The 18,016-nt window shown below is 30.5% G+C and carries 16 protein-coding genes; 4 read left to right on the top strand and 12 right to left on the bottom strand.

The window, feature by feature from the left end; genetic code table 11:
* Nucleotides 1–38: 38 nt before the first annotated feature.
* Complete coding sequence (gene mnmE, locus ACNG5D_RS06915) at nucleotides 39–1,457, bottom strand: tRNA uridine-5-carboxymethylaminomethyl(34) synthesis GTPase MnmE (protein ID WP_418182767.1); 1,419 nt, start codon at nucleotides 1,455–1,457, stop codon at nucleotides 39–41.
* A gap of 412 nt (nucleotides 1,458–1,869) precedes the next feature.
* Between mnmE and ACNG5D_RS06910 the strand changes: the two genes are divergently transcribed.
* Complete coding sequence (locus tag ACNG5D_RS06910; protein WP_418182766.1) at nucleotides 1,870–2,298, top strand: hypothetical protein; 429 nt, start codon at nucleotides 1,870–1,872, stop codon at nucleotides 2,296–2,298.
* Here the strand turns inward: ACNG5D_RS06910 and ACNG5D_RS06905 are convergent.
* The 5 genes from ACNG5D_RS06905 to ACNG5D_RS06885 form a co-directional block, all read right to left on the bottom strand.
* Nucleotides 2,290–3,120, bottom strand: a complete 831-nt coding sequence (locus tag ACNG5D_RS06905; RefSeq protein WP_418182765.1) for a CvfB family protein — start codon at nucleotides 3,118–3,120, stop codon at nucleotides 2,290–2,292. The genes ACNG5D_RS06910 and ACNG5D_RS06905 overlap by 9 nt on opposite strands.
* 134 nt (nucleotides 3,121–3,254) lie before the next feature.
* On the bottom strand, nucleotides 3,255–3,593 hold the full coding sequence (locus tag ACNG5D_RS06900) for a DUF2853 family protein (protein ID WP_418182764.1): 339 nt from the start codon (nucleotides 3,591–3,593) through the stop codon (nucleotides 3,255–3,257).
* 97 nt (nucleotides 3,594–3,690) lie between these two features.
* Nucleotides 3,691–5,451: a 2-succinyl-5-enolpyruvyl-6-hydroxy-3-cyclohexene-1-carboxylate synthase gene (gene menD, locus ACNG5D_RS06895; RefSeq protein WP_418182763.1), complete on the bottom strand. Its 1,761-nt coding sequence runs from the start codon at nucleotides 5,449–5,451 to the stop codon at nucleotides 3,691–3,693.
* A 47-nt stretch (nucleotides 5,452–5,498) separates the two neighbouring features.
* Nucleotides 5,499–6,620, bottom strand: coding sequence for a chorismate-binding protein (locus ACNG5D_RS06890; RefSeq protein WP_418182762.1), 1,122 nt, complete (start codon nucleotides 6,618–6,620; stop codon nucleotides 5,499–5,501).
* A gap of 2 nt (nucleotides 6,621–6,622) precedes the next feature.
* Nucleotides 6,623–7,045 (bottom strand): PaaI family thioesterase, encoded by a 423-nt coding sequence (locus ACNG5D_RS06885; protein WP_418182761.1) that lies wholly within the window; start codon nucleotides 7,043–7,045, stop codon nucleotides 6,623–6,625.
* 52 nt (nucleotides 7,046–7,097) lie between these two features.
* Between ACNG5D_RS06885 and ACNG5D_RS06880 the strand changes: the two genes are divergently transcribed.
* A complete protein-coding gene (locus ACNG5D_RS06880; protein ID WP_418182760.1) occupies nucleotides 7,098–7,733 on the top strand; it encodes an alpha/beta hydrolase in 636 nt (211 codons plus the stop codon).
* On the top strand, nucleotides 7,734–8,309 hold the full coding sequence (locus ACNG5D_RS06875; RefSeq protein ID WP_418182759.1) for a GNAT family N-acetyltransferase: 576 nt from the start codon (nucleotides 7,734–7,736) through the stop codon (nucleotides 8,307–8,309).
* Here the strand turns inward: ACNG5D_RS06875 and ACNG5D_RS06870 are convergent.
* On the bottom strand, nucleotides 8,295–9,548 hold the full coding sequence (locus tag ACNG5D_RS06870) for an RNA polymerase sigma factor (RefSeq protein ID WP_418182758.1): 1,254 nt from the start codon (nucleotides 9,546–9,548) through the stop codon (nucleotides 8,295–8,297). The two genes, ACNG5D_RS06875 and ACNG5D_RS06870, sit on opposite strands and share 15 nt — an antisense overlap.
* The gene (locus ACNG5D_RS06865; RefSeq protein WP_418182757.1) at nucleotides 9,548–9,895 is read right to left on the bottom strand and encodes a YciI family protein; all 348 of its coding nucleotides are present in this window, start codon (nucleotides 9,893–9,895) and stop codon (nucleotides 9,548–9,550) included. The genes ACNG5D_RS06870 and ACNG5D_RS06865 overlap by 1 nt, the downstream gene beginning before the upstream one ends.
* Before the next feature lie 158 nt (nucleotides 9,896–10,053).
* On the opposite strand from ACNG5D_RS06865, the gene ACNG5D_RS06860 reads away from it, so the two are divergent.
* Complete coding sequence (locus ACNG5D_RS06860) at nucleotides 10,054–10,914, top strand: AraC family transcriptional regulator (protein ID WP_418182756.1); 861 nt, start codon at nucleotides 10,054–10,056, stop codon at nucleotides 10,912–10,914.
* On the opposite strand, the gene ACNG5D_RS06855 is transcribed toward ACNG5D_RS06860, so the two are convergent.
* The 4 genes from ACNG5D_RS06855 to ACNG5D_RS06840 all read right to left on the bottom strand — a co-directional run bounded on the left by ACNG5D_RS06855 (nucleotide 10,915) and on the right by ACNG5D_RS06840 (nucleotide 18,013).
* On the bottom strand, nucleotides 10,915–11,520 hold the full coding sequence (locus tag ACNG5D_RS06855; RefSeq protein ID WP_418182755.1) for an MSMEG_1061 family FMN-dependent PPOX-type flavoprotein: 606 nt from the start codon (nucleotides 11,518–11,520) through the stop codon (nucleotides 10,915–10,917).
* Between the two features lie 48 nt (nucleotides 11,521–11,568).
* Nucleotides 11,569–12,516 (bottom strand): NAD(P)H-dependent flavin oxidoreductase, encoded by a 948-nt coding sequence (locus ACNG5D_RS06850; protein WP_418182754.1) that lies wholly within the window; start codon nucleotides 12,514–12,516, stop codon nucleotides 11,569–11,571.
* 83 nt (nucleotides 12,517–12,599) lie between these two features.
* Nucleotides 12,600–14,333: an efflux RND transporter periplasmic adaptor subunit gene (locus ACNG5D_RS06845; protein ID WP_418182753.1), complete on the bottom strand. Its 1,734-nt coding sequence runs from the start codon at nucleotides 14,331–14,333 to the stop codon at nucleotides 12,600–12,602.
* A 2-nt stretch (nucleotides 14,334–14,335) separates the two neighbouring features.
* Nucleotides 14,336–18,013, bottom strand: coding sequence for an efflux RND transporter permease subunit (locus tag ACNG5D_RS06840; protein ID WP_418182752.1), 3,678 nt, complete (start codon nucleotides 18,011–18,013; stop codon nucleotides 14,336–14,338).
* Between the last annotated feature and the right edge of the window lie 3 nt (nucleotides 18,014–18,016).

Here is an 18,016-nt window from a genome sequence, read left to right as displayed (position 1 = left end):
TCTATTTTTAGAAGCAACTAAGTTTTTTTATTAAAAAATTACTTCCCGATACAAAAATTAGCAAATATGTTACCTAATAAATCATCATTAGTAATTTCACCTGTAATTTCACCAAAATAATATAGAGCTTGACGAATATCTATAGCCATTAAATCGCCAGACAAACCAGACTCTAAACCATGTTTAACTTTTTCAATCTCTTCAAAAGCATTTAATAACGAATCGTAATGTCTAGAATTAGTTACAATAGTATCATTATTTCTTAATGCTCCTGTATTTACAAAGCTTAAAAGGTTATTTTTAAGCTCCTCTACTCCAATATTTTTCTTTGCTGATAGTAACTGCCCATAAGACCTTTCACTTATATTAGAAATCATAGCTAGTTCATTATCTAAAAATTGAACTTCTTCTTCTGTAAGCGTATCAATTTTATTAGCTATTATTAAAAGTGGTTTTTGCGGATACTTATTTTTAATTTTTTCTATTTCAACTTTAAATTTCGAACTATTGGTTTTAAAATCTGCGGCATCAAAAAGATATACAACAACTTGAGCCTGTTCTATTTTTTCAAACGTCTTTTTTATACCTATACTTTCTACCACATCTTTAGTATCACGAATACCAGCGGTATCTATAAATCTAAAACCTACACCTCCTATACTTATTTCGTCTTCTATAGTATCTCTGGTCGTACCAGCAATATCCGAAACTATAGCTCGTTCTTCATTAAGCAATGCATTTAAAAGTGTAGATTTCCCTACATTAGGCTCACCTACAATAGCCACAGGTATTCCGTTTTTAATTACATTACCTACAGCAAAACTATCTATTAAGCGTTTTAATACAAACCTTATACGCTCTATTAGCTCTTTAAATTGGGTTCTGTCTGCAAATTCAACATCTTCTTCAGCAAAATCGAGTTCTAACTCTATTAAAGAAGCAAAGTTTAAAAGTTCTTCGCGAAGTTTGGCAATTTCAGATGAAAAACCTCCCCGCATTTGCTGCATTGCTATTTGATGAGATGCTTCATTGTCACTAGAAATTAAATCGGCTACCGCTTCGGCTTGCGATAAATCTAATTTAGCATTTAAAAAAGCTCGTAAAGTAAATTCGCCTGCAGTAGCCATTCTACATCCTTTTCTAACAAACAATTGTATAATTTCTTGTTGAATGTAATTTGAACCATGGCAAGACACCTCTACAACATCTTCTCCTGTATAAGAATTAGGGTTTTTAAAAACAGATACTAGTACCTCATCAATGGTGCGTCCTGAATCTATAATATGCCCTAAATGAATGGTATGCGTTTTTTGATTACACAATAATTTATTAGAAACAACCGATTTAAAACACGAATCTGCTATTGCTATAGCATCTTTCCCTGAGAGTCTAATTACTGCTATTGCACCAGCTCCCGATGGCGTTGCCAATGCGACTATAGTATCTTGATTTATCATGCCACAAAAATACTAATTAGTAAATGATATATGTAACAACTTATATTACAAAACACCGTAATAAGGTTTTAAATACCCCTATTATATATAAAATTAACAAAAATGAAGATTTATTTATCGAGTAATTAGATGAATAAAACATAACAAAACAAGAAAAAAAATGCTTATATGATATGAATATAAACCAACAAGCATACAATTAATGATATTCTCTTTAATACAACAACATTTTTCATAATAATTATAACTAAATAAAAATTAACATATATACTTTACTTATGTACAGTATCTTTGCGGGCGTTTTTTTAATAAAAAAAGTGACTTATTTAACTTATATGTGTCACATAAACAAAAGTTTAGCAAAACAAACTTAAATCTACCTAGAGCAACGGGGTATAAATTTGAATTTAAAATGAAAATAATAGAGTCTGATTTTTCTAATCAAATTATAAAATCTGTAGAAAGTCGTTTGGGCAACATATTCTTTTTTAAACACCTAGCTGTTGTAGAACTTAACGAAGGTGTACATTTTGATATGAGTAACGCTTCTTTAATTATTAACGAACTTAATTCTTACTTTGGAAACTCTACGCCTTACGGTGTGGTAGCTAACAGAATTAATTCGTACTCTGTAAACCTAATTGAAACACCTTTATTTAGAAAAAAAGCAAAAAACCTATATGCTTATGGTGTGGTTGGTCATGATTTGGGTAGTAAAATGAATGCAGAAATGGAAAACGATTTTTGCATTTCGGAAAAAGTAGATTACGACACCATTAATGAAGCCTTTAACGGTGTTAATAACAAAATAATAAAGCGTAGTTCATTTACTTTAAACTAAATAAATACCGTCTGGTTTTATATTAATTAAACGTTTTTTATACAACGTACCTATAGCTTTTTTAAAGTTCTTTTTACTCATTTGTAGCTGGTCCTTAATTGCCTCTGGAGTAGATTTATCGGTTAAATTTAAAAAACCACTATTGTCTTGTAAGTGTAGCATAATTTTATCGGCATTAGGCTCAATATTTCTATATCCAACCTTACCTAAGGTTATATCAAGTTTATTACCTGGTCGTATTTTTTTAACAAAGCCTTTAATTTTATCGCCAATACTTAAATCTTTAAAAATACTGTCTTTGTAAATAAGCCCCATGTGTTTTTTATTTACAATAACATTCATTCCAATATCGGATGGATGGGACACTATTAAATCTACCGTTTCAAAAGCTTTCACAGTAAGTTCTTTATTATCTAAAAAACGATTAGTTTTACTTGAAGCCACTAATCTTTCGGTTTTAGAGTCTAAATAACAATGCACTAGATACCATCCGCCTGGTTTCATTTTAAATGCTTGTTCTTTAAAAGGGCAAAATAGCTCTTTTACCAAGCCCCAATCTAAAAAGGCTCCATAATCTGTAACTTGATTACATCTTAACAATGCAAATTCGCCACGCTTAATATATGGCATATCTGTAGTTGCTACTGGGCGTTCTTCATTATCTAAATACACAAACACATCAAGTTTATCCCAAATTTTAAAATCTTTTGGCACATATCTATTTGGTAATAACACTTGGTTATCTTCATTATCAATTAAATAAACTCCATGGTCGGTTTCTCGAAGTATTTCTAATGTATTTATTTCTCCTAATTTAATCATGCCACAAAGGTAACATTTTTTATATGTTAAGTTAAGCTTAAAACCACCCTAGTTTTAATATATTTCACATTTATTTTCAGCAAAAAAAAACGTTACTAACAAGTAACGTTTTAATGTTTTATATAGACTAATTACTAGTAAACAGACTCTTTTCCAAAATGTTTAGTAAGTAAATAATAAACTACTGCTCTGTATTTGTTACGGTTAGATTTACCATAGGTTTCCATTACAGATGCTATGCCTTCATCTAACTTAGCACTATCACTTAAACCCAATTTTTTAATTAAAAAGTTGTTTTTTACGGTAGCTAACTCAGACTCGTCAGAACCAGAAACTGTTGAAGCATCTGCATTGTAAATTGATGGTCCACAACCAATTGTTACTTTAGTTAATAAATCCATATCTGCGTTTACTCCGCATTTGTCTTTTAAATCTGCAGCATATTTTGCAATAAGCTCATCTCTTTTACTCATAATGATTTCGTTTAATGTGTTAGAAAATAATTTTAAATTGATAACCGTTCTAAAGATAACTATTTTTTAGACACAACAAAACTAGACAAGTCACATGTTACTTAATAAACTCAAAGTAGTTTAAAAGTACCTCATCGTTTATACGTTTAGGAGTAAAAATTTCTAACAATTTTGGTTTATCTTCATTTAAGTAAAAAGTATTTAAAATTGTTTTCAGGTTAGCTTCGTTATTAGCAGATTCGTATTTAAAGCCATACATATCGCATAAAGGCTTTGCTGTTAAATTATGGTTTGTTTCAAAAAAAGTATCAAAATTATCGGTGTTTTTATGTCCTGGCAGAATTCTAAAAATACCACCGCCTTGATTATTTACTACAATAATTCTAAAGTTTTTAGGAATATAATTATTCCATAAGGCATTACTATCGTAAAAAAAACTTAAATCGCCAGTTATTAAAACTGTAGGTTTATTATTAGCAACTGCACAACCAATGGCTGTAGATGTACTTCCATCTATACCACTTGTGCCTCTATTACAAAATACGTCTATACTTTTATTTATTTTAAATAATTGTGTGTAACGAATTGCTGAGCTATTTCCAGATTGCAATATATAGTTTTTAGGAATTGTTTTTATAACATTACTAAATACTTTAAAATCTGAAAACGGAATTTGTTCTAAATATGCTTTGTGCTTTTTTATTCTGTGCTGCTTTACTGCTGTCCATGTAAGCTTATAATTGCTTTTTACATAATGTGTAACTCTAGGTAAAAAGGCTTCGAAAAATTGGTTTGGCGTTTTTTTAAAATGATTATTTAAACAGAAAAACGTATCGTTTGCTATTTTAGAATCTATGTGCCAATGCTGCTTTGGCTGGTATTTTCGTAAAAACTGCTTAATTTTTTTTGATACTATTAGCCCTCCAAAGGTTATTAAAATATCGGGTTGTAGTTGTTTTTTTTCTTCATGTGTAAGCGGTGCTATTAATTTATCTATACTTGAAAAAAAACTTGGATGATGTATATTTGATGTTGTTTCGGTAAGCACAATTATACTATCGTCTTCGGCTAGTTCATCTAAATATTTTTGTTCTACTAAGTTTGGCCCATTAACCCCAACTAATATCATTTTTTTTGAGGACTCATTCCAATCTTCAAAGCAAGATTGTAATAAATAATCTTCTATATCTTCAGATTTTACATTTGTTTCTTTTGCCTTAGGAGAAACACTAAGTTTATCAACTGTTTCGTATAAGGGTTCATCAAACGGAATATTAATATGCACAGGGCCATTTTTGTAGTTTGCTAAATTAATGGCAGTATTAATTTCTTCTTCATTATGTGTTTGTATGTCTTTTTGTAAACCTAATAAGCGTTCAAACTTATCTTCTAAGTTTTTAAAAATTGGAAGTTCTTCATGGCTTGGCACTTGTTTTTCATCTTTTATATCTAGTTTTAAATTTGCAGAATATAAAATATGGTTTTCAAATACATTTTTCTGGTTAATGGTTTGCCCATCACCAATTCCAACAAGGTGTTTTGGTCTGTCTGCAGATAAAATTACTAGTGGAATATTACTAAAAAAAGCTTCAGATATTGCTGGATAATAATTTAACAATGCACTTCCAGAAGTACAAACTACAGCGGTGGGTTCTTGCAATTGTTGTGCTATACCTAAAGCAAAAAAAGCAGCACAACGCTCATCAACAATACTGTAACACTTAAAAAAACTATCATGCGTAAAACCTATAGTTAAAGGTGCGTTTCTACTTCCTGGAGAAATTACAATGTGTTTTATGCCTTTGGCTTTACAAAGCTGAATTACGGTTTGTGCTAGTGGAATTTTTGGGTAAGTCATGTAATCTTTTTCTATGCTCAAAAATACTTAAAAACAGGCTAAAAAAATTATAAAACGTTTTTAATTACTAATGATTTTGATACGGTTTCTTCCCACTCACTATTGGCATTAGAACTTTTGGTAATTCCGCCTCCAACATAAATAATGGCTTCTTTATCTTTAAGTTGCATGCACCTTAAATTAACATAAAGCTGAGTGCTTTTTCGTTTTATTGCATAAGCTCTGTTTTCAATATTACGCTTACTTGTACGTGGAGCAATTGTTTTTTCATTATTTAATTCGCCTAAAAATCCGGTATAAAACTCGCGATTGTAATTTTCATGCTTTAATATAAATTGCTTTGCTATTTGCTTTGGTACGCCACAAACTGCTGGTGTTGGATGCAAAGCCTCGACGATATGCTTTAACGATGCTTTTTCTTTTAGCTGTGCCGAAATTATAGTTTTTAAATGCACTAAATTTCCTGCTCTAACTGTTTCGGTATCCGATACTTTAAAATTTTCTACCGAGGGTTTTAAGTTGTTAATTATAAAATCTGTTACAAACTGTTGTTCTTGTTTTTCTTTATTTTGCCAAACCACATTCAAACTACCGTTATAATCTTGTGTACCTGCCAATGCCATTATCGAAAACTTAGGGCCTTCAATTTTTATTAATGTTTCTGGGGTTGCTCCTAGCCATAACCCAACTTTTGGATGATACCAACAATATACAAATGCCAATTTATAAGCTTTTAAAAGACTTTTAAAAATTAATATGGGATTTGTTTGAGATAAGCTTAACGTTTCTTGTCTTGATAGTACTACTTTTTTTAAGCTCGAGGTTTTAATAGAATGTATTCCTTGTTTTACTAAATTAATATGAAAAGCTTTAGCTTTACTTAAATCTGAATTAAGCTGAATGTTTTCTACATTTTTTTCGAGTGATGTGTTAAACGCAGCACAGGTTATATATTTTGATTTATCTTCTGAAATTAAAACGGTTTTATTAATATCATCAAATGGCGAAAACACAAAACCACTTTCGGTAAAAGTTGTTGCATAATTTAAACTAGAGTCTTGTTGTAAACGCGCACAAATCTCATCATTATTAGGTTTACTATATACAACAAAAGGAAGCTTATTTTTATAATGCGCTTCAATACACTCGAAAAAATTGTTTGAAGTCATTCTTATTTTTTAGGTAACGAAATAGTGGTTAATTTACATAACGAAATTAAATTATCATGATCATCTGTAACACGAATTTCGAATAATTGGGTTGTTCTTCCTTTATGTATAAAGATAGCTTTAGCAAATACATTACCCTCGCGTATACTCTTTACATGGTTTGCACTAATTTCTATTCCGCGAACAAAAAAATTGTTAGTTTCTAAAAACAATTGGGCTGCAAAACTACCCGTAGTTTCGGCTAAGGCTACTGTAGCGCCGCCATGTAAAACGCCATCTGGTTGATGCACTCTGGAGTTTACCGGCATTTTTAAAATTAAAAAATCGTCTCCAAAATCAACCATTTCAATATTTAAAGTTTCTAACAACGTGTTTTTTGCCATAACTTTAAATTTTTCTAAGAGGTCTTTTTTAGATATTTGCATAGATTTAATGTATTTTTAAAATTGCTAACAAAAGTACAAAACATAAGCGTAAATGAGTTTAGAAGAAAAAGAAATATCGTATACCATAACCAATACCTACTCGACTTTAAACACACTTACTAACGCTACCAAAAATATTTGGTTTGTTTGCCATGGCATGGGGTATTTAAGTCGGTATTTTTTAAAATATTTTAAAGGATTAAATGCTACCGAAAATTATATTATTGCCCCACAAGCGGCTAGTAAATATTACATACAACCCGGTTTTAAACATGTTGGTTCCAGTTGGCTTACTAAAGAAAACACGATTAAAGATACCGAGAATGTTATGCGTAATTTTGATGCTGTTTTTAAAGCCGAAAAAATTCCAGAAAATATAAATTTAATTGTGTTTGGGTACTCGCAAGGTGTAAGTGTGGCAATGCGCTATGTTGCAAAACGCCAATTACAATGTGCTCAATTAATTTTACATTCTGGCGGTATTCCTAAAGAATTACAAACTGATGATTTTTCTTTTTTAAAAGCCAAAGTCACTTTAATTTGTGGTAATAAAGATGAATATATAACTGAAGCGCGTTTAAAAAGCGAAACTAAAAAAGCTTCAGAACTATTTAGTAATAATTTAAATATTGAATTATTTGATGGTAAACATGAAGTTAATATAAATTTAATAAACAACCTAGTATAAATGCTTAAAACACCAACCCTTGAAAACAATCGTGTTAAACTTTCTCCTTTAAATTTAGAGAATTACATACATCTTTTAGAAATTGCCAAACAAGATAATTTAATACAATACTCACCCAATAAAATTAATACACCTAATAGTTTAAAAACATATGTACAAACGGCTATAAATGCCTATAACCATAAAACTGCTATACCTTTTATAATTTTTGATAAACAAACCAATGCATATGCTGGTTGTACCCGCTTTGGACTTATACATTGGCACAATAAAGTTTTACATATTGGTTGGACATGGATTGGTAAATCGTTTCAAGGCACAGGATTAAATACAAACATGAAATTTTTAATGCTTCAATATGCTTTTGAAACTTTAAATTTTGATAAAGTAGAGTTTAGAATTGACGAAAGAAATATAGCCTCTAGAAAAGCCGTTGAAAAAATTGGCGGTACGCTTGAAGGTATTTTACGCAAAGACACTTTAATGCTTGATGGTTTTAAACGTAGTACATGCTGTTATGGTATTTTAAAAGAAGAGTGGCCAGAATTAAAACCTAAACTCTTAGATAAGTTTTAATCTGTCAATTAATTTTTCTTTTTTCTTTTGAAGATATTCTTTTTCTGATAAATTAATTACAGTTTCTAATGCTTTATCAATAAATATAATTGCCTTTTTAAAATTATTGGTAGCAGCATAATAATCTGCTTTCGCTCCGTAATATAAATATATTCTTTGTTGCAAATCTTCAGGATTTAATTTATTAAAATACACTTTTGCATTACTATAATCTTCAACTTGAATAGATATTACAGCAAGCGTCAACACGTACGAAGGCATTGGATTAATTTTATATAATGCTTCATACCAATCCCGTATTTTATCCCAATTTGTATCTTCAAAGCTTCCTGAGCGCATATGTTCTCCAGCAATAGCTGCTTCAAAATGATAACTTGAGAATTGATCTGTTTCAACAGCTTTATTCATCATTGAGTTTCCTAATTTTATAAGCGGAAAATGCCATTGGCTTCTATCTTGTTGCTTTAAATCTAAGATTTCGTTATTTGAGTTAATTTTAGCATTTAATCGTGAAGAATGAAAACACATAAGCGCGAATAATGCATATGCATCTGGAGTTCCCATTTGTTTGTGCTTAATAACTAATTGGCACAAGCGCATGGCTTCTCCACACAAATCACTTCTTACTAGATTTTTTTTAGAATTAGAATGAAATCCTTCATTAAAAATAAGGTATAACACTTCAAGAACACTAGACAAACGTGCTTTTAAAGTTTTGCCTTGCGGAATACTAAATTTAATTTTGTTGACTTGAATAGATTGACGTGCTCGAGTTAAACGCTTTTTTATGGTCTCTTCTTTTGTTAAAAGCGCCGATGCTATTTCTTTACTACTAAAACCAGAAACCGTTTTTAACGCAAATGCAATTCTAACTTTTGCACTTAAACTTGGATGACATGCAGTAAAAATCATTCGTAATTGCGCGTCATCAATTTCGTCATCTAAGAAAAGTTCATGTATTGCTATGGTATGAATTCCTTGAGATAAATGAGGACTATTTCGCTTTTCAGTTTGAAGCTTTCTAAAAATATCAACGACTCTATTTTTAGCAGCTTGTGTAAGCCATGCTTCTGGATTTTCAGGTCGTTTAGTTCGCCAAACAATACTTGCTTTTATAAATGTATCTTGAACAGCATCTTCAATAATATCTAAATTAGATAATCCAAATATTCGAATTAAAACAGAGACCATCTTTCCACTATGATGGCGAAACAGATGGTCTATGAGTTTGTGCTCCATTATTGATCGAAAACCATAACTTCTCTAATTTCTACAGTATTCCCTAGATCGTAATCTGGAAAATCTTTAGCAATCTCTTGAACTTCATCAAAGTTGTTTGCGGTAATTAAATAGTAGCCTCCTATTATCTCTTTAACTTCTGCAGAGGTTAAATCGGTAACCGTTCTATTTTCGCCAGTTATTCGTCTTATTTGAGGTGTTAATGCTTCTCCTCCTCTAAGTATTCCTGCCTTTTCCATTTTGTCTCCCCAAGCAAACCATTTTTCCATTCTGCCTTGCATGTTTTCTGGAGATAGCCCTAAGTCGGCATATTCTTTACCAACAAAAATCATCATAAAATTTTTCATAATCTTTAAAATTTATTTGTTTATACTATTAAGACGTCTTCCAAAAACTTATGGGGACAATATTTTTAAATACTTTATAAAAATAATAATAAGTCAGCAAGAATGGAAAAGTCTTAGATTTAATTTATATCTATTTTTGAGACATCTAATTATAATATATGAAATCAGAAAAGACAAATAAAGTATTTTATAAAGAGCGTTTAGCTGTTATTCTGGAGTATATTCATAATAATTTAGACAATAAGATAGATATTAAAACTTTATCAGAATTTTCTAATTTTTCTCCTTTTCATTTTCATAGAATTACAAGAGCTTTATTAGGCGAACCTATAGGCGCATATATTGCTAGAACACGATTAGAAACTGCTGCCAAAATGATTAGATACTCGACTGATAATATTGAAGTTATTGCTTACCGTGTTGGTTTTGAAACGCCTTCGTCTCTATCAAAAGCATTTAAAAATCATTTTAAAATTTCACCTTCAGAATATAGAAAAAACAAATCATACACATTTCAAAAAACAAACATTATGAAAACGACTTTAAATATTAAGAAAGCTAAAATTATAGAAGAAAATGATAAACTATGCTTATATTATCGTATGCATGGAGCTTACCAAACCTTAAATTATGCTAGTGCTTGGGAAAAACTTTGGGGGCAAGTAAAAGTTCAAAAACTTTTTACAAAAGGCATACAAATGATAGGCTTACCACACGACGACCCTAAGGTTACCGATGAAGAAAAAATAAGGTATGATGCTTGTTTAATAATTCATAAAAATGCTAAACCTGTTGGAGATATTGGAGTAAAAACTTTAAAAGGAGGAAAATTTGCTATGTTTTTATACCAAGGCTCGTACAAAAATTTTGCCGATGTTTATAATTACATTTTTAATGATTGGCTTTTAAATAGCGAGTACGAACTTCGTGAAGAACCAACACGAGAACGTTACATAAGCCACCCAGACCGAGTTGCCGAAGAAAAACTAAAAACAGAATTTTACATTCCTATTAAATAATTACAAATCTTTATTATAGCGTTTTATCATGGCTGCTCTAGTTTCTGGAGTTTCATGTGTGCCTAATTGATCTTTAAGCATTTGCCCCATTGTTGGAAACAAATCCCTATCAATTTGTGCAGATGCATCCCATAAATTTGAGCGCATAAACGCTTTTGCACAATGTAAAAATGCTTCTTCTACAGACACTATAATACAAGCTTTTGGAGGATTTTGCTCATTATTAAACAACGTTATATACTCGGTGTTTGTAGATAAATAAGCACTACCATTAATGCGTAAAGTTTCATCTATACCTGGAATAAAAAACAGTAAACCTATTCTAGCAGTTTCAATAATATTACAAATACTATCTACCCTATTATTTCCTTTAGCATCAGGTATTACAAGCGTATTTACATTTATAACTTTAACAAAACCTGGAATGCCTCCTCTTGGCGAGGCATCCATTTTTCCTGTTTTATTAGATGTAGCTAGTGTTAAAAATGGAGACTTTCCTATAAAGTTTAAGGCGTGTTTTTCAATATAACTAAGCACTTTATCTTTTGCTCGCCCTTTAGGATATCCGTATAATTCTCGAAGCTGAGACTCATTTTCTATTTTCATATCACAAAACTTTATTACAAGCCAAATTTAGTGATAAAACAAAGTAAATTAACTTACCAAACGATTTATAATCTCTTTTGTTGGTAATATTTTTTTTGTGTGCTCTATACTTGGTCCAGCTACCCAAACCGTTTTATAGGTAGCTTTTGTAGCTGCTTTTTCTGTGGCTTTCATACCTATTGAAAAACGAATCATTTTAACCCATTTTTTAAGCTTCCTGTTTTTATTTAAAACAGACTCTAACCATGTTTGCTTTGTACCTATTTTTTGCACATAAGGGGTGTTAATTACTGTACAAGGTGTACCAGAAATACGCTCTGTCATAACAATATCCTTTGCGCCATAATCAACACAAGCTTGCTTATACTCTTCTGTAACTGCTGCTTCTGTAGAGGCTATAAAAGGACTTCCTACAGATACGCCTTCGGCACCATAACTTAACATATTATCAATATCGGTCTTACACCCAACTCCTCCTGCAGATATAACTGGGATATTACAATGAGTACTTAACTCTTTTATTAAGGCTTCTGGCGATACATTACCTCGATGGCCACCAGCTTCATTATTTACAGCAATAATGGCATCGGCTCCTAAACCTTCTACTTTTTTAGCAAATTTTAAATCGGTTACATCACAAAACACTTTAATGCCTGCTTTATGTGCTTGGTTTATAGTTTCTTCTGGGCTTCCTAAAGATGTAATTATAAAATCGCAACCTTCTTCGCAAATTACTTCTAACTGTCCTTTATACTTAACATTCGATTTGTTTACAATTAAATTAAAACCAAAAGACCCTCCTTCTGGCTTTACGGCTTTTAATTCGCGTAATGCGGTTCGTAATTCATCTAGTGTTCTATAATTTAATGCTGGAATACAACCTGCAATTCCTCCACACATGGCCTCATTAACCATACTAACGTTAGAAACCAAAAACATGGGGGCTTGAATTATTGGGTATTTAATATTTAAAAGTTGGGTAAGTTTAGTAGTCATGACTTAAAATTGATTTTAGCAAATATAATCAATAATTTATTATGCGTGCATAATAAAAAAAATTAAATAATTAAAATATAAAGTTAATTAAGTACTTGCTCTACTCTACCACAACCAAGCATTGCATTACCAAAATATGGGTTTAAAATTTTACTATCAAAACTTAACCAACTCCCTCCTGTGAAATCATCAACACAATCACAATATTGAACAAACACTCTAGTTGTTAAATTACTTATTTTTGATGTGATGGAAACCATATTCTTAGATAAAAATTTAAAAGCCCTTCTTTGTTCTTTTATAGTCTTGGCATTAGTTATTTTATTTAAATTTAATTTAAGAGTATTAAGTTCTTTCGTTTGATGATTTTCTAACTCTAACATACTTTTTATCTTATTTTCTAATGCTATTGATTTTTTGTTTGCATTATCGAAATCTGATTTAATTAAAGCATCTTTTAGCTTAATGTAATATTCTAATACTGTTAGAAAATTATCTTTAGAGCTATTACTTAAATTGATTTTTGATACTGCCACATCTAACCTCTTTTTCATTAAGTTGGTATCAGAATTTATATTATTAGCCTGAATAGTATTGATAGACATCATTGATCTTTTTCCACTAAGTTCAGCTGTTGCATCAATAGTAAATACACCTTGGACTACTATTACATCACCCATAGACACTCCTTCTGTAATCTCATAATAATCTCCTATTTCTTGCCCTAGCTCTACTTCTACCATTTCAAAAATAGGTTCTTCATTATTAAATATTTTTTTATAAACTATAGAGCGTTTTCCTGTCCATAAAACAGCTGATTTTGGTACTCTTATTGTTTTGTTATCTAAGACATCTAAATTTAATATAGCAGATATAAGCATACCTGGTTTTAACAAACCTTCTTTATTATCCATAATAACACGAAGAGCCATAGTACGCTTTACGTCATCAATTATAGGCTCTATAAAATCTACTTTACAATTTATTATGTTTGGATTTAAACCTTTTACTAAAACTTGGATGTTATCACCAATTTTCACACCTTTTAATTGGTTTTCATAACAATCAAAAATCCCCCAAACTGTTCGAAGATCTGAAGTTTTAAATAAGATTTGTCCTTCTTTGTAAAATTTGCCTTCTTTAACAAATGTCTCTGTAATTGTTCCTGAAACATCAGCGTATAAATTGAAGTTAAACATTGGCTTTTTTTTAGCAAGCATCAAATCTATTTCTGCATCTGAAACTTTCCAAAGACCATCTGCGTTTCTTGCTTCAGTAAATAAATTTTTATGTGTTTTTCTATATTTTAATGAACTTAAAAGCTCATCTTGAGCTGAATATAATTCTGGTGAATAGATTACTCCTAATTTTTGTCCTTTAAAAACCTTCTTTCCGACATAGTTTGAATAAAACCGCTCTACTCTTCCATTAAATAAAGAAGTTTGCACACCATCGGTTTGTTGATTCGTTTTTATTTTTCCAGATAGCTTTATTATAGCATCTTTTACTATACTTGAACCTATAGTAGTAGTTTCTATATTTGCTAAAGATATAGCATCTTTTGACATTTTAAACTGAGAATCTGAAAGTAAAGTATTCTGTTTTGAAACATAAATTAAATTCATCGCACATAAAGGGCATTTACCTTCATTATCTTTTTGAATTTTTGGGTGCATTGAACAGGTCCAACTTCCTTTACTACCTAATACGGTTTGTTTTTGATAAGAAACTGCTGAATCAGATAATCCAAAAAACAGATATCCCAAAAGTACCCCTATTAATAAAACAACTACATATGTTACTATTTTCCGTGTCATTTTTATTTTGTTCTTAATCGGTTATAACTCAATTCTTTTTTCCAACAGAATAATAAAGGAACAACAAATAATGTAATTAATGCCATTAACATACCTCCTAAACAAGGTATAGCCATTGGTAACATTATGCTAGCACCTTTACCTGAAGCGGTTAAAATAGGTAATAAAGCTAAAATAGTTGTTGCAGTTGTCATTAAACATGGACGTAAACGCTTTTTGCCTGCTTTAATAACAATTGCTCTAATTTCAGAGATATTCTGGTTTGTTTGTTTTTCAAAAGCTTGCTTTAAATAAGTCGCCATAATAACTCCATCATCAGTAGCAATACCGAACAAAGCTATAAATCCAACCCAAACAGCAACACTTAAATTTATAGTATCTATGTGGAATAATTCTCTAAAATTAACACTTAAGAAATTAAAATTCATGAACCAAGATTGTCCATAAAACCAAATTAATATAAAACCTCCAGCAAATGCTACTAGAACACCAGAAAATACAATTAATGATGTTGTAATAGACTTAAATTGAAAATAAAGTACAAGTAGAATAATTAAGAAACAAACAGGAATAATAAAACTAAGTGTTTTTTGAGCATGCAAATGGTCTTGATAAGTACCACTAAACTCATAATTTACTCCGCTTGGAATCTCTAAATTACCAGCTTTAATTTGTTTGTTTATTTCTTGTTTAGCTTTAGTTACACATGAAACTTCAGATAAATTGTCTACTTTATCAAAAATTACATAACTAACAAGAAAACCATCTTCACTTTTTATACTTTGTGGCCCTTTTTTGTAGAGAATTGTAACAAAATTACTTATAGGAACTGATGTCTTATTTGGCAAATCAATATAAATTTTTTCTAAATCTTTAGGAGAATTTCTAAGTTCTCGAGGATACCTTACTCGAATTCCGTAACTCTCTCTGTTTTCTATTGTTTTTGAAATTATTTTACCACCTACAGCAACCTCTATTATACTTTGTATTTTCTCTACAGATAAACCATACCTTGCTATTTTATCTCGATCTATATCAAATAAAAGATATGGCTTACCTGTGACTCTATCTGCAAAAACTGACCTTGCTTTAACCCCTTTAGTTCTTTTTAAAATTCTTTCTAACTCTAACCCAAATGTTTCTACATCTTTTAAATTTTGTCCTTTTATTTTTATTCCTAAAGGGCTTCGCATTCCGGTTTGTAACATAACCAATCTAGTTTCGATAGGTTGAAGTTTAGGAGCAGATGTAACTCCAGGTAATTGTGTTACTTTTGTGATTTCTTTCCAAATATCATCTTCATTTTTAATGTGATTCCTCCAATTTCTGAAATATTCACCTGATTCATCTACTATCAATTCTCTAGTTTTTATGCCAGACCCAGGAAGAACTGCTATTCCCGATTTAGTTTCAAATTCTCCTTTCTCATTGACTTTAAACTTTATTGGATTGTTATCTTCATCCAAAATATATTCTGATTTATAAGAAATTAAATTCTCAAACATAGACATTGGTGCAGGGTCTAATGCCGAAGAAGTTCTTCCCGCTTTTCCAACAACATATTCTATTTCTGGAAGCGTTGCAACTGCTACATCCAACTTTTTAAGTATTTCAATGTTTTCTGAAACACCAGCATGAGGTAATGAAGTAGGCATCAAAAGGAAGTCACCCTCTTCCAGTCTAGGCATAAATTCTTCTCCGGAATTAAGAAAAATAAAGAACCCAAAAAAAACTGCTAATAAAGGTATACTAATTGAAATTTTTTTATGTTCCAAAACCCAACTCAATATTTTATGATAATATCTAATAAAAACATAAAAAGGGAGCAAAATTAATATTAGAAGAAAAACAACGAATAACAAGTTTCCAAACCAACTAATACTAAAACCTAAAGGACGCCAATGCATTGCTAACAATAAAGCAACCATTAATATTACATTACCAAGTGTCATAATTTTATATTGGTAAGTATTTATTTGTTTTTTATATAAAGCTATTGCTAATAGTCCAAAAAATAAAAATAGACCTCCAACCCAAAATCCTAAAAACAATGCTATTACCCCTAAAATAGACACACAAATTTCTGAAATGAACTTTTTACTCCTAATATTCTTCTTCAATACAACAGAAGCTAATGGAGGTATTATAAATAAGGTTATCAATACTGCCGAAAATAATGCTACAGTTTTAGTAAAAGCTAAAGGTATAAATAATTTCCCTTCAACTCCAGTTAATGTAAATACAGGAATAAAGCTTATTATTGTTGTTAATCCTGCAGCAATAATAGCCCCTGACACCTCTTTAGTTGCATTTATTACAATACTCTTAATAGACATTTTCGGATGTTTTTGTTGATATCTAATAATATTTTCAGATAATATAATACCCATATCTACTATAGTTCCTATAGCTATTGCAATTCCTGAAAGCGCAACGATATTTGCTTCGATACTAAACAGTTTCATTATAATAAAAACTGTTAAAATTGTTAATGGTAATAACCCAGATATTAAAAAAGCTACTTTTAAATTTCGAAGCATAATAACAACCACAATTATGGTTATTAAAACTTCTAACCACAATGCGGTACTCAATGTATTTAAAGTGGCTTTAATTAGTTTTGAACGATCATAAAAAGGAATAATTTCTAACTTAGATATTGTACCATCACTAAGCATTTTCTCTGGTAAGCCAATACTTATTTTTTTTATTTTTTCTTTAATACTATTAGTAACATCCATTGGATTTTCTCCATTTGCCACCGTTACAACACCTCCCACAACTTCTGCACCTCCCTTATCTAAAACACCTCGGCGTGGGGCAGGTCCCATTATTACCTTTGCTACATCTTTAATTCGTATAGGAGTAAAATCATTGGACAAAATACTAGCATTTTCAATATCTTTAATAGATTTAATATAACCTAAACCACGAACAAAATATTCAGCTTTATTAATTTCAATAGTTTGAGCTCCAACATCTCGATTATTATTCTTTATTGCTACAACAACTTGCTCTAGAGTAACACCCCATTGATGCATCAATTCTGGATCTACATCAATTTGATATTCCTTAACAAACCCTCCAATAGAAGTAACTTCTGAAACACCTAAAATGGCATTTAAACTATTTTTAACGTAAAAATCCTGAATAGTACGAAGTTCTTCTAAATTCCATCCTCCAGTAACTTCGCCATTAGGATCTCTTCCTTCAAGTGTATACCAAAAAACCTGACCTAAAGCAGTAGCATTAGGCCCTAATTTTGGTTGCACACCTTTTGGTAAAAGGTTGTAAGGAATAGCGTTTAATTTTTCAACAATCCTAGATCGCGACCAATAAAAATCAATATCATCTTGAAAAATGATATAAATCATTGAAACACCTAACATGGAATTACTTCTCACCGACTTTACTCCTGGTATTCCTAATAAATTAGAGGTAAGAGGAAATGTAATTTGATCTTCAATATCTTCTGGTGATTGACCTCCCCACTCTGTAATAACAATTTGTTGATTTTCTCCTAAATCTGGAATGGCATCTACCGAAAGCTTATAATTTGATAAAAGAGCATTTTTAGAACTAAAAGGAGAAGTTAGTATTCCAAAAATTGTTAAGAAAAATATAACAAAAACTATGACTTGCTTATTATCAATTAAATATTTAACGCTTTTGTTCAACACTTT

The sequence above is a fragment of the Algibacter ulvanivorans genome, from assembly GCF_048381495.1.
Taxonomy (GTDB): Bacteria; Bacteroidota; Bacteroidia; order Flavobacteriales; family Flavobacteriaceae; genus Algibacter_B; species Algibacter_B ulvanivorans.
The sequence above is the reverse complement of the archived record's forward strand: the minus strand, read 5'-3'. Positions and strand labels throughout refer to the sequence as shown.

Coding starts and splice junctions, on each gene's coding strand:
- mnmE (WP_418182767.1), bottom strand. CDS start 1,457: ATGATAAATCAAGATACTATAGTCGCATTGGCAACGCCATCGGGAGCT.
- ACNG5D_RS06910 (WP_418182766.1), top strand. CDS start 1,870: ATGAAAATAATAGAGTCTGATTTTTCTAATCAAATTATAAAATCTGTA.
- ACNG5D_RS06905 (WP_418182765.1), bottom strand. CDS start 3,120: ATGATTAAATTAGGAGAAATAAATACATTAGAAATACTTCGAGAAACC.
- ACNG5D_RS06900 (WP_418182764.1), bottom strand. CDS start 3,593: ATGAGTAAAAGAGATGAGCTTATTGCAAAATATGCTGCAGATTTAAAA.
- menD (WP_418182763.1), bottom strand. CDS start 5,451: ATGACTTACCCAAAAATTCCACTAGCACAAACCGTAATTCAGCTTTGT.
- ACNG5D_RS06890 (WP_418182762.1), bottom strand. CDS start 6,620: ATGACTTCAAACAATTTTTTCGAGTGTATTGAAGCGCATTATAAAAAT.
- ACNG5D_RS06885 (WP_418182761.1), bottom strand. CDS start 7,045: ATGCAAATATCTAAAAAAGACCTCTTAGAAAAATTTAAAGTTATGGCA.
- ACNG5D_RS06880 (WP_418182760.1), top strand. CDS start 7,098: ATGAGTTTAGAAGAAAAAGAAATATCGTATACCATAACCAATACCTAC.
- ACNG5D_RS06875 (WP_418182759.1), top strand. CDS start 7,734: ATGCTTAAAACACCAACCCTTGAAAACAATCGTGTTAAACTTTCTCCT.
- ACNG5D_RS06870 (WP_418182758.1), bottom strand. CDS start 9,548: ATGGAGCACAAACTCATAGACCATCTGTTTCGCCATCATAGTGGAAAG.
- ACNG5D_RS06865 (WP_418182757.1), bottom strand. CDS start 9,895: ATGAAAAATTTTATGATGATTTTTGTTGGTAAAGAATATGCCGACTTA.
- ACNG5D_RS06860 (WP_418182756.1), top strand. CDS start 10,054: ATGAAATCAGAAAAGACAAATAAAGTATTTTATAAAGAGCGTTTAGCT.
- ACNG5D_RS06855 (WP_418182755.1), bottom strand. CDS start 11,520: ATGAAAATAGAAAATGAGTCTCAGCTTCGAGAATTATACGGATATCCT.
- ACNG5D_RS06850 (WP_418182754.1), bottom strand. CDS start 12,516: ATGACTACTAAACTTACCCAACTTTTAAATATTAAATACCCAATAATT.
- ACNG5D_RS06845 (WP_418182753.1), bottom strand. CDS start 14,333: ATGACACGGAAAATAGTAACATATGTAGTTGTTTTATTAATAGGGGTA.